The 12,524-nt window shown below is 42.0% G+C and carries 11 protein-coding genes; 6 read left to right on the top strand and 5 right to left on the bottom strand.

What is annotated here, in order from left to right; all coding sequences use genetic code 11:
* Nucleotides 1-273 precede the first annotated feature (273 nt).
* A complete protein-coding gene (locus M5E07_RS00260; protein WP_252220900.1) occupies nt 274-843 on the bottom strand; it encodes a LysE family translocator in 570 nt (189 codons plus the stop codon).
* Between the two features lie 136 nt (nt 844-979).
* Here M5E07_RS00260 and M5E07_RS00265 point away from each other — a divergent pair, with 136 nt between their 5' ends.
* Nucleotides 980-1,438 (top strand): Lrp/AsnC family transcriptional regulator, encoded by a 459-nt coding sequence (locus M5E07_RS00265; protein ID WP_116762174.1) that lies wholly within the window; start codon nt 980-982, stop codon nt 1,436-1,438.
* 126 nt (nt 1,439-1,564) lie between these two features.
* Here M5E07_RS00265 and purC read toward each other — a convergent pair whose 3' ends face one another.
* The 3 genes from purC to dapA are packed head-to-tail and all read right to left on the bottom strand — an operon-like array spanning nt 1,565 to nt 3,840.
* Nucleotides 1,565-2,284, bottom strand: a complete 720-nt coding sequence (gene purC / locus M5E07_RS00270) for a phosphoribosylaminoimidazolesuccinocarboxamide synthase (protein WP_116762172.1) — start codon at nt 2,282-2,284, stop codon at nt 1,565-1,567.
* 37 nt (nt 2,285-2,321) lie between these two features.
* Entirely contained in the window at nt 2,322-2,927 is a 606-nt protein-coding gene (locus M5E07_RS00275; RefSeq protein WP_252220904.1) for a lipoprotein-34 precursor (NlpB), read from the bottom strand.
* A 13-nt stretch (nt 2,928-2,940) separates the two neighbouring features.
* Nucleotides 2,941-3,840, bottom strand: a complete 900-nt coding sequence (gene dapA, locus M5E07_RS00280) for a 4-hydroxy-tetrahydrodipicolinate synthase (protein ID WP_116762168.1) — start codon at nt 3,838-3,840, stop codon at nt 2,941-2,943.
* Nucleotides 3,841-4,477: 637 nt separating this feature from the next.
* On the opposite strand from dapA, the gene mhpT reads away from it, so the two are divergent.
* From mhpT to ppk1, 4 genes are all read left to right on the top strand, one after another.
* Entirely contained in the window at nt 4,478-5,692 is a 1,215-nt protein-coding gene (gene mhpT, locus M5E07_RS00285) for a 3-(3-hydroxy-phenyl)propionate transporter MhpT (RefSeq protein WP_252220915.1), read from the top strand.
* A 184-nt stretch (nt 5,693-5,876) separates the two neighbouring features.
* Nucleotides 5,877-6,512 (top strand): bifunctional nicotinamidase/pyrazinamidase, encoded by a 636-nt coding sequence (pncA, locus tag M5E07_RS00290; protein WP_252223630.1) that lies wholly within the window; start codon nt 5,877-5,879, stop codon nt 6,510-6,512.
* Nucleotides 6,513-6,566: 54 nt separating this feature from the next.
* Nucleotides 6,567-7,541 (top strand): bile acid:sodium symporter family protein, encoded by a 975-nt coding sequence (locus tag M5E07_RS00295; RefSeq protein WP_252220918.1) that lies wholly within the window; start codon nt 6,567-6,569, stop codon nt 7,539-7,541.
* A 168-nt stretch (nt 7,542-7,709) separates the two neighbouring features.
* On the top strand, nt 7,710-9,773 hold the full coding sequence (gene ppk1 / locus M5E07_RS00300) for a polyphosphate kinase 1 (RefSeq protein ID WP_252220928.1): 2,064 nt from the start codon (nt 7,710-7,712) through the stop codon (nt 9,771-9,773).
* 57 nt (nt 9,774-9,830) lie between these two features.
* On the opposite strand, the gene M5E07_RS00305 is transcribed toward ppk1, so the two are convergent.
* A complete protein-coding gene (locus M5E07_RS00305) occupies nt 9,831-11,084 on the bottom strand; it encodes a hypothetical protein (protein WP_252220930.1) in 1,254 nt (417 codons plus the stop codon).
* A 77-nt stretch (nt 11,085-11,161) separates the two neighbouring features.
* On the opposite strand from M5E07_RS00305, the gene serB reads away from it, so the two are divergent.
* Complete coding sequence (gene serB / locus M5E07_RS00310) at nt 11,162-12,382, top strand: phosphoserine phosphatase SerB (RefSeq protein WP_252220933.1); 1,221 nt, start codon at nt 11,162-11,164, stop codon at nt 12,380-12,382.
* The last annotated feature ends 142 nt before the right edge of the window (nt 12,383-12,524 follow it).

The raw sequence follows: 12,524 nt of genomic DNA on the forward strand, positions 1-12,524 counted from the left end.
AAATAAAAGCAACATATATACCAAAATATCCATTTATTGGTGATTTATTCAGCTTTAAGCCGTTGTAATGGTGGAAATTTGGGTATTTTCTACGGGCCAGAATAACTTTGTTTTGCAATATCCTATTCGCAATCCTTGATCATATTTAAAACATTGCACAGCACATAGTGGAAAAACTCGGGAAGCTGTGTGCGCTATGGCGTACACAGTTGCTGCTTTTTTTTACAGTTGTTCTTCACAATGGTTTTAGCTTAGAAAAACCTAGACCAAATATTAGGGCTGTAATGTGATGAATTGAAAACATACGGGTAAAACTGCGATGAGTAATGCAATTGCCATACTGAGATTAAAAATGAAAGCAAATTTAGCTTGCATTAACAATTGACGTAAAAAATTTCCCGCGATTGCCCAAATACCAACGCATGGAATCGAGATCAACATCAGAATGAAGGCGGCATAGGCAATGTCGGTGGATTGTTGGCTGGTAGCAAAGTAGGTTGAGATGGTACTGATAGACATCATCCATGCCTTGGGATTTAGCCATTGGAAAACAGCGCCTTGTAAAAATCCCATTGCAGGTTTTTCATCTAGACACGCGTTGAGTGGACCACTGGACGCAATTTTCCATGCTAACCAAAGAATATAGGCGGACCCAATCAGACTTAAAATAAACTGGAGTTGGGGAAAATGTAGGAATATTTGATGAAGTCCCAGACCAATTGCCATCAGTTGAAAGGCAACACCAAAGGCAATCCCCAGAATTAAAGGCAGGGTTTTCTGAAGCCCAAAGCGCGCTCCTGAAATTAGCACGAGGGCATTATTCGGCCCTGGGGTACTGGTCATGACCAAACAAAAAAGTAAATAAGAGATAAATAGAGAAGGGGACATGTATTTTGCATCATAAATAAAAAACATTTTATTGTTCAGATTACGCAATTTGGTTGTATATTGAGCTTAAAAATAGATAGTTTTGCAATAAATGATTGAACTAGACCGATTAGACCGAAGAATATTGTGTGAATTGGAAGCCGATGCACATTTAACCAATCTTAAATTGGCTGAACGTGTGGGTTTGTCCGCATCAGCATGTTTGCGTCGGGTGCAGGAATTAGAAAAAATTGGGGTGATTAAGGGCTACAAAGCCATTATTGATCGATCACTTTTAGGCATTGGATTAATTGTCTATGTGACTATAGGACTGTCGTGCCATTCCAAAGCATGTTTGCAACACTTTGAAGAAGTGATTGAGACTACACCTGAGGTTACTGAGTGTCATACCATTACGGGTGCGGTCGAGTATTTACTCCGAGTCGAGGTAACCGATATAAAATCCTATAAAAAATTTCATACTGATGTTTTGGGCACGATTCCTTCCATTTCCTCGATTACCAGTTTATTGGTGATGGATACCACCAAAGATTTGCGTGTACAAGTATGAACAATAGGGAAATCTATTTAAGGGATCCGATTCAATTCAAGGTATAGATATTGGAAAGCAATTAATTCATAGCATAAAAAACCGAGCCATCAGACTCGGTTTTTTAGTTCGAAGCTTCAGAGCAAATTAGATGTCTGAAAGGTCGATGCCAATACGTGCAGCAACTTCTTCATAAGCTTCAACCACACCACCTAAACCTTGGCGGAAACGGTCTTTGTCGAGTTTTTTCTTGGTGTCTTTATCCCATAGACGGCAACCGTCTGGAGAGAATTCGTCACCCAATACAATACGGTCATGGAACACACCAAACTCAAGTTTGAAGTCAACCAAAATCATGTTGCCTTTGTCGAACAATGCTTTAAGCACATCGTTCACTTGGTAAGTGAGTTCTTTCATTTTTTCGAGTTGTGCAGCATTTGCCCAACCTAAAGCAATGGCTTGAGATTCATTCACCATTGGATCGCCAAGGGCATCATCTTTGAAGAATAATTCGAAAGTTGGAGGTGTAAGTTCTTTACCTTCTTCAACGCCTAAGCGACGGCAGAGTGAACCTGCTGCATAATTACGAATGACACATTCCACAGGAATCATGTCTAATTTCTTTACCAACACTTCGGTTGGAGAAAGTAATTTTTCAAAGTGAGTTTCAATGCCAGCAGCAGCCAGTTGCTCCATGATAAAGGCGTTAAAACGGTTGTTCACCTTGCCTTTACGATCTAGTTGTTCGATTTTTTCGCCATTGAACGCAGAGGCATCATCACGAAATACTAAAATCAGGTGGTCTTGACTATCTGTTTCATACACAGATTTCGCTTTACCAGTATAGAGCAAGGTTTGTTTTAACATGGGGGAACCTTTTGCAAAAAAAAATGCCTAGTGTGATCTAGGCCGGCCAGTTTTGGTAAATCTGGGTTAACAGTTCTGCAGCTTTTTGTTGATCTGCAAAGCTATTATCGGCATTAAACACTGCCAAATTATGACTTGAACCGGCGGAAGTGAGTCGAAGTACATAGATCTGCTGATCAATTTTAAGCGTTACTTCGTAACGGTTTTTACTTTGACCCACAATGTTCTGGTTCATGCTGCTGAGTGTGGCAAGTGTATACTGCCAAATTGTATCAGAATTTCCATCAATTTTGAGTAATGGATTTTGATTTCCATCAGTTAGTAATTGAGGACGACCTATCTCAGTGCTTTGTTCAGCAGCAGTTGCTGTGCTGTTGGGTGCAGCAACATCTGGGCGAGGTAAAGCAAAACGGTTGCCTTTGCTATTTTCGAGCTTCGGTGCGTGTTGAATTGCTAAAGGTTCAACCGTTGGTGCTGGATACAGTGGCGTTACTGGACGAACCATTGATCCTTCAGGATATTGTAGCGGTTCGAGGGTTGCTGTCTCTTTATAGCTCAAAGATTTGTTGCTAACCGCAAGTGAACTACAACCCGCTAAACTCAATACTGAAAGTGCAAGGGTTAAACCTAAACGTAACTGCATAATGTAGTGCTCTTTATTTGATTATACCTGCCGCCACCAACGCTTCACGAAGCGGTGCGCGGTATTGTTCTGCAAGAGGTGTTAATGGTAAGCGTATGCCTGTACCAATTAAGCCCATTTCGTGTAGTGCCCATTTCACAGGAATTGGGTTCGATTCACAAAATAGAATATTGTGTAAATTTGCAACTTGCGCATTTAATGCTTGTGCACGTGCAGCATCGCCAGCAATCGCAGCCGCACACACTTCACTCATTTGCTTAGGCGCAACATTCGCAGTAACCGAAATATTACCTTTCGCACCATGTTCAATTAACTGGTAAGCGGTTGCATCATCACCTGAATAAACCACCATGTCTTTGCCATGAAGACCTTCCAGTAAAGCTTGACCACGCGGAATATCACCAGTGGCATCTTTAATGCCAATAATTTGTGGAATATCAGCCAGACGAATGACCGTTTCATTTGCCATGTCTACGCCTGTACGGCCTGGTACGTTATACAGAATTTGAGGTAAATCAACAGCTTCAGCAATCGCTTTATAATGCTGATATAAGCCTTCTTGTGTCGGTTTATTGTAATATGGTGTGACCAAGAGGGCTGCATCAGCACCGAGTTGTTTTGCTTCTTTTGTGAGTTCAATTGCTTCGCGCGTTGAGTTTGCACCAGTACCAGCAATAATTGGAATACGTTTGTTGGCTACACGAACGACTTCTTTAATCACTTGTGTATGTTCAGCCATGCTTAATGTAGACGCTTCACCAGTTGTTCCAACTGCAACAATACTGTTTGTTCCCTGTTCTATGTGCCACTCAACGAGCTTCTCAAGACCTTTCCAATCTACGCTGCCATCTTCAAACATTGGGGTGACGATTGCGACTATTGAGCCTTGAATGATCTGTGCTTGTTGAGTCATTTTAAAAAAATATCCTATTTTTCCATCCAGTGAAGTGAAAAACATGAGGTTGGATGGGTGCGTATTTTGATTTATAGCAGTTTCAATTAGAGTGTGTCGAATTGAATAATGCTTACGCAAATTATGACTGAACAAACGATGAAGAACAATATGCTTTAGTCAAAGCAACTCAAAACTTTAAAAAAGTGAAAAATAATGCATAGCGAGAGGATACATCTCGTGCTTTAGAATGTCAGAGAAGGGCATAGATCAATACATTTGAGGCAGAAAAATAAATAGGATTAAGAGCTTATAGGACTTAATAAATAGCTTATAGCTCTAGGTCATAGGCAAGAAAATAGGAGACTTCATTCTAAAAAGTGTCGTCAATTATTGATTTGAACAATAACTGATAGATTGCAGTTGAATTGGATGAGCAGCTAAGTCGTTAAAGTTCAATTGAATTGTTGACTATTTCAGTCAAATTTATTTCTGATTAATTGTTTTTAAGACTATTTATGCTAGGCAACGAAAATGTGACTTATCTCATAATTTATAAAAAAACACCAAAAATCTTCCACTTAAGGTGAGTTAATTTAAATTTCTGCTTCACGGATGATGAGCTTCATTTTGGACGCGGTTTAAACAAGGAGTTGAGATGAATACATTGTCAGCACGTAGGCACTCCGTGATTACGGTCGCAATTTGTTTTTTGATTGCGGTGATTGAAGGTTTAGATATTCAGGCTGCGGGTATAGCCGCCGCAGGCATTCGAGAACATTTTGCACTGAACAGTTCACAACTGGGTGTGTTTTTTAGCGCAGGAATTTTAGGCTTATTACCTGGGGCATTGGTGGGTGGACGTTTTGCAGACCGCATAGGACGTAAAACAGTCTTGGTTTGGTCTGTTGCCGTATTTGCAGTATTCACTTTATGTACTGTCTGGGTAAATAGTTTTTACAGTTTATTGCTGGTTCGCTTTTTGGCTGGCGCTGGCTTAGGTGCTGCGATGCCGTTGTTAATTACGCTAGCATCGGAAGCGGTTACTCCTGCAAAGCGTGGGCAAGCGGTAGGGTTAATGTATTGTGGTATGCCCGTCGGAGCTGCGATTCTGTCCTACATTGCCAGTTTAGATTTTGGTTCGAACTGGAAAAATATTTTCTATCTGGGCGGGTTGTTACCTATTATTGTGCTCCCGATAATGATCAAATTCTTGCCTGAATCGCGTGAATTCTTAAAAGCCCAAACACGTGTTGAAACAGCCGAGATCGAGCAAAAAGTCTCTTTTCGGGATCTGTTTAATCGCCATAACTTAATGCGTACTGGCTTAATTTGGTTCAGTTATTTCTTCACCTTAATGGTGGTTTATATCATGCTGAGCTGGTTACCTTCGTTATTTATGGAGCTTGGTTTCTCGCGTAAAGAAGGCAGTACAGCACAATTCTACTTCATGCTCAGTGCAACCGTAGGAACGGTGATTTTGGGTATGCTGACAGATCGCTGGAAAAAAGCTTATGTGATTGTGTTGATGTATGGCGGAATTTTGGCAGGCTTATTTGCCTTAAATGCTGCGGCTTCACTGACTCAAATGTATTTGGCATCAGCACTTGTCGGCGCTTTTGTGATTGGTTGTCAGGGCGTGCTCTATGCGTTTGGGAGTATTGTTTATCCGACTGAACTACGTGGTACGGGTGTGGGGATGGCTTCGGCTGTTGGGCGTATTGGGGCGATGTTGGGTCCGACCATTGCGGGACAGCTTTTGGCAGCAGGTTTTGGCGCGACTGGCGTGGTTTCAGCAGCGATTCCTTGTATTGTGATTTCTGCCGTATTGATGTTAATTTTGGTCCAACGTCTACAGAAAGTCACCGTTTAAACATCGAATAGTCTATGAATAGCCCGTATTTACGGGCTATTTTTATGGGCAATAAACAATCGGCAACAGCAGGAATTGCGGTAGACCAAGCCAGTGAGGCGGATGCACTGACTACATTCTTAGACTTTTGTTATATGCTAGCGAACAATGAATAAAAACAGTGAACGAAACGGACATGCAACAGATACAAAACAAGAAAGCGTTGATTGTGGTGGATGTACAAAATGGTTTTACCCCAGGAGGAAATCTTGCGGTTGCCCATGCCGACCAAATTATTCCCAAAATAAATCAATTGGGGAATTATTTTGAGCAAATTATTCTGACCCAAGACTGGCATCCTGCACAGCATATTTCTTTTGCAGACAATCATGTGGGTAAACAAGCCTTTGATCAGATTGAACTGCCTTATGGCACACAGGTGCTTTGGCCTATGCATTGTGTACAAGGCAGCCATGATGCCGATTTTCATCCGGATTTAGTCTTACCCCAAGCCCAATTGATTATCCGTAAAGGCATGCATGTGAATATCGACAGTTATTCAGCATTTATGGAAGCAGATAGAAAAACCACGACAGGTCTGGCCGGTTATTTAAATGCACGTGGCATAGACACCGTCTATATTGTGGGCATTGCGACAGATTTCTGTGTGGCATGGACAGCGATAGATGCCTGTCGTTTAGGCTTTAAAACTTATGTGATTGCTGATGCAACCAAAGCGATTGATTTAAATGGTTCGTTGCAACATGCTTGGCAAGATATGCTGGCAGCCGGTGTACAACGCATTTACATCAAAGATATTGTTGCGACCATGACGGCATAATTGGCGTAATCTCCTTTTACCTTTTCTAGTTTGACTCCCCATTGAGGACTGACGATGTCTGTATTATTGCAATTGAGCCATTGGATTCAGAAAACGTTTGCTTTGTGGGTGGTGCTGTTTGCAGGGATCGCGTTGATTCTGCCCGAAGCCTTTGTCTGGTTAAAAGCCTATATCCCGTGGATGCTTGGGATTATTATGCTGGGCATGGGAATGACCATGCAGTTGGCGGACTTTAAAGCCATAGCACAAACGCCGAAAGCGGTCTGTATTGGGGTAATCGCACAATTTGTGGTGATGCCGTTGTTGGCTTATGTCCTGTGTCTGGTCTTTCAATTGCCTGCTGAATTGGCTGTCGGGGTGATTTTAGTCGGTTGTTGTCCCGGGGGAACCGCTTCGAATGTCATTACTTATATGGCAAAGGGCAATACAGCATTGTCTGTCGCCTGCACTGCGGTTTCGACCTTATTGGCACCTTTACTCACTCCATTTATTTTCTATCTACTTGCGAGTCAATGGATTGAAATTAATGCGTGGTCAATGCTGAGTTCTATTTTACAGGTAGTGCTATTGCCGATTGTGGTGGGCTTAATTTTAAGACGTTTATTGAAACAACAGATTCAGCAGTACATCAGTGTGATGCCCCTCATTTCTGTGCTGGCCATCGTCTTGATTGTGGCGGCAATTATTGGTGGCAGTAAAGCACAGCTCCTCCATTCAGGCTTGCTTATATTTCTGGTGGTGGCATTACACAATGGCTTAGGATATTTATTGGGATTTGGATGTAGCCGTTTATTTCATTTAAATTATGCAGACAGTAAGGCGGTAGCGATAGAAGTTGGAATGCAAAACTCAGGTCTGGGTGTGGCTTTAGCCGCAGTACATTTTGCGACAGCACCTTTAGCCGCCTTACCCAGTGCAATTTTTAGTTTATGGCATAATATTTCAGGACCGATTTTGGCAACCTATTGGGCAAGTCGACAGCATGAATCGGGTTCTGAAATTGAATTAGAGTCAAGAAAACCCGAATAAAATGAGTAGATTATTCTAATACAGGTGTGAGTTCTGCCTATAAAACCAACACTGGGACTGTATATTGAAGCTGAGTCTTAGGCTGTAATAAAAACGTCATAAACACTGCATAACATGCAGACACAGAGGGTAAAGAGTTGATTAAAAAATCAACCACATTGAGTCTACATGGAAAATTTTCAGCATTCATCAGCAACGTATTTTAATCGAGAATTGGCATTAATTGAATTTAATCGGCGTGTTCTGGCTCAGGCGAGAAATCCCGATTTACCCATTTTAGAGCGACTCAACTTTCTAATTATTTTTTCCCGTAATCTAGATGAGTTTTTTGAAATTCGAGTTGCGGGGTTAATGAAGCAACAGGATTTAAACGCCATTACCCGAATGCCTGATGGTATTCCAACCGATGTGGTTTTGTCAGAACTTTCGACCATTGTGCATCAGGCAGTCCAACAACAATACGAGATTTTCAACCATTCCATTTTGCCGCAGTTACAAGGCTTTGGAATTCATTTCATTCAATATCAAGATATTTTAGAAAAGCATAAAGCGTGGATTGCCAACTATTTTGCCAAACAAGTGCAGCCTGTGTTGACGCCAATCAGTTTAGATCCATCACATCCCTTTCCTCGCTTGGTCAATAAAAGTCTGAATTTCATTGTGAGTCTGGAAGGTAAAGATGCCTTTGGGCGTGAAATTGAAATGGCGATTGTGCCTGCGCCTCGTTCTTTACCACGTTTGATTCATTTGCCCGAGAGTGTGGTGGGGAATCATCAAGAACAGATTTTCCTAACCGCCATTATTCAGCAACATATCAGTGATTTATTTCCGGGTATGAAAGCGACAGGTTGCTATGCGTTTCGTGTGACACGCAACGCTGATTTAATTTTGTCGGAAGATGTTGATGATCTGGCGGTGGCATTAAAAGATGAGCTGTCTTCGCGGCGTTTTGGTCGCGCGGTGCGTTTAGAAATTGAAGATGATTGTCCTCGTGAAATTACGGATTATTTGCTGAATCAATTTGATTTAGATCAAGAGCATTTATATTCGATTTCGGGACCCATCAATTTATCACGCTTAACCACCAGTTTTGCTCGCCCAGATTTGAAATATCCCGTATTTAACCCTGTTATTCCGAAGGCGTTTCGTAAGCAACAGTCCATCTTTGAGATTTTGAAAAAAGAAGATGTGTTACTGCATCATCCTTTTGATTCATTTCAACCTGTGATCAGTTTATTGCGTGAAGCGGCAAAAGATCCGAATGTATTGGCCATTAAGCAAACGCTCTATCGCAGTGGGCCAGATTCGGAAATTGTGCAAGCCTTAGCAGAAGCTGCCCGTAATGGCAAAGAAGTCACCGCGGTGATTGAGCTGCGGGCACGTTTTGATGAAGAATCGAATATTACCGTGGCCAATGTCTTGCAAGAAGCGGGGGCAGTGGTGGTGTACGGCATTGTGGGTTATAAAACGCATGCCAAAATGATTTTAATCGTACGTCGTGAAGATCAGCAATTGGTGCGTTATGCACATTTAGGCACAGGCAATTATCATGCTGGTAATGCCAAAATGTATACCGATTATGGCTTAATGACCACGCAGCCTGATATTTGTGAAGATGTACATCGGATGTTCCAAGAGCTGACGGGGATGGGCAAGATGGCAAAATTAAAGACTTTGCTGCATGCCCCTTTCACCTTGCATACTGAATTGCTGAAGTTGATTGATCAGGAAATTGCGTGTGCACAAGCGGGGAAAAATGCGCGCATTATCATTAAAGTCAATGCACTGACCGAGCCACAACTGATTGCAGCTTTATATCGTGCTTCGCAAGCCGGGGTGAAAATTGAACTGATTATTCGTTCGATTTGCTGTTTGGTTCCACAACTGGAGGACTTGTCCGAAAATATTCGAGTGCGATCCATTGTAGGACGTTTCTTGGAACATACCCGCGTCTATTATTTTGAACAGGGTGGTGAAAAGAAACTGTACTGTGCCAGCGCAGACTGGATGGGGCGTAATTTATTTTCGCGTGTTGAAACTTGCTTCCCCATTTTAGACTCGAAAATCAAAAAACGTATTCTGCAAGATGGCTTACTCAATTATTTGTCGGATCAAAAAGGCACGTGGGAATTGCAGTCTACAGGAGAGTGGATTCCAGCCTACGTTGCTCCAGATGAAGTGCCGCATTCAGCGCAAGAGTTCTTAATCAGCAAAAGCCTACAAAAAATTTAATCTTTAAGACAGCATAAAAAAGCTTGACACGAGTCAGGCTTTTTTATTGCAGCAAGCTTATGAGGCTTTAGATTGTTTGCCTTTCAGAATCTCAGTTCTTAAACTTTGTGCCAATTCGGCTGTACTGCTATCCATCCCATTGACCATAAAGGCATGACGAGTCAATACATTGGTCGGATTCGGCAAGGACACCAAGTCATAATGCTCGCTGATATCCTTTAACAATTCATTGTTCAAATGCACTGCGCTTTCTTTGGCAGACAGTTGATGAACCAAACGCTCAGCCGCTTGCACGGCAGACAACTGCATGGCGTCTACCGACGAAGAAATAGCACTGCGGGTTTGTAAAACGAAACGTTTTTCTTCACGGTAGCGTTTATATAAAACTTCCGACAATAATTGGAACACTGAACTAATCATCACCAGACAAGGCACGGCATCAGGCATGTCAGCCGATAGGGTAATGGTTGCCCCTTGTGCGCTGAATTGCTGCACCGTAGTAATGTCAGAACGATTCAATTTATAGTGCTGAACAGCAAGCTCAATACTTTTGTTCAAGAAAATCTGGCACAAATTGAAATAAGGTACAGATACCGTCTGATTGACTGAATCGAGGAGTTGCTTCGGATCATAATATTGAATGTTCAATGCGACCGAGCAATCATCCAAAATCACAGGTTTAATTTCTTTGGCTTTATTTTTATTCTGGAACTGTTGTTGGGCTTGAGCAATGGTTAACGCAGCATTATGTTTCTCTTGCTCAAGTGCTTGAGTTAAGGCCTGAATTTCATGTTTTAAGCGGGATTCATTATTAATGCGTGCTAAATATTCTGTACGGCTTGGGCGCGCAATAGCACGGTAACCTAACCACAGTAAGCCGTGAATAAAAAACGAGAACAAAATGGCCAACCATTGAGTCCGTAAAATTTCACCAATGCTAGGTTTGATCAGAGTAATTTCAATGGTGCCGACTTTTTTCTCATTTTGTAAGGCATCACGAACAAAGACTTCACCATCACGCGTTTTGGATAAACCGCCTGTGGCCAAAACCTGATTAGTACCATCTAAAATTCGAATAGAGGCGACACTTGGATTTGTGGCGTAACGATTTACCAATAAGGCCAGTGATACTGTATTGGCAGGTTCAAGTTCCGATAAACTGTCTGTGACCAACTGACTGGTCATCAACTGTCCCTGATTCGCACGGTTTTCATTTAGTTGGTGAGTGGTTGCAATCACCAATAAAAAGGTATGAAGTGCAAAACTTATTATCAGTAGGCTAGCAAATAGCCCTTGTCTAGGCGCATTCAACGTAAACTTCCAAGGCAATTCTATTCAAATTCGATTATGATTCTCACAATAGTTGTAGCTCAGACTCGAGTCAATTCATGCGAGAAATCATTCTTATATCATTTTTAGGACCCGACCAACCTAATCAATTCACTCGATTAATGCAGGTTTTGTCCACTCATTCCTTACAAATTCTAGATGTTGGACAAGCCGTCATCCATAATCAACTGACTCTAGGTATTGTTGTTTCGTCAGATGACCAGACTGCAACAGCATTAGCCATGAAGGAAATTCTGATTCTAGCACATGATATCGGCTTAACAGTGCGCTTTAAACCGATCTCTGCAACAGAATATGATCAATGGGTAAGTGAAGGTGGACGTACACGCTATATTGTCACGGCTTTGGCGCCAGAACTGACTGCTGAGCATTTACAAGCTGTTACCAATATTGTGTCGAACCAAGGTTTTAATATTGAAACAGTGATCCGTTTATCGGGTCGTCCACAGCTACAAAACCAGTCAGAAGGACCAAAACGTTCTTGTGTACAGTTTGGTCTGAGCGGGCAAATGTTAGATGCAACCGCAATGCGTGCAGCTTGCTTACGTTTGTCCTCAGAACTCAGTATTGATATTGCGGTGCAAGAAGACAATGCTTACCGTCGCAACAGCCGTTTAGTGTGTTTTGACATGGATTCGACCCTCATTGAACAAGAGGTGATTGATGAATTGGCGATTGAAGCGGGTGTGGGTGAGCAAGTTGCAGAAATTACTGAACGTGCCATGCAAGGGGAGTTGGATTTCCAACAAAGCTTCCGCGCGCGTGTTGCATTATTAAAAGGTTTGGATGCTTCGGTATTACCTAAAATTGCGGAACGCTTGACCATTACGGAAGGCGCAGAACGATTAATTACAACATTAAAATCATTGGGTTATAGAACAGCAATTTTATCAGGTGGCTTCCAGTACTTTGCCGAGTATTTACAAGCCAAACTTGGGATTGATGAAGTGCATGCCAATGTACTAGATGTACAAGATGGCCATGTCACAGGTGAAGTCAAAGGACATATTGTCGATGGCGCACGTAAGGCATTTTTATTGCGTGAACTGGCAGACAACATGGGTATTTCACCAGAGCAAACCATTGCAGTGGGGGATGGTGCCAATGATTTACCAATGTTGTCTTTGGCGGGTTTAGGCGTTGCTTTCCGTGCGAAACCTTTAGTCCGTCAGAATGCCAATCAGGCGATTTCAAGCGTGGGACTGGATGGTGTTTTATACCTGTTGGGTGTGCATGATAAAGATCTTAACTGCGTGTAACCATTACAGTTTCATGAAAAAAACGCAATCTTAGGATTGCGTTTTTTGTTTTCTTCTGCGTGACTTTTGTATTAAAAAATCATCTAACGATTGGTCACAATCTGCTTCATATCGGGTGTCCAAAAAATATTTTTTTCGTTGA

Source organism: Acinetobacter tibetensis (genome assembly GCF_023824315.1).
GTDB lineage: Bacteria > Pseudomonadota > Gammaproteobacteria > Pseudomonadales > Moraxellaceae > Acinetobacter > Acinetobacter tibetensis.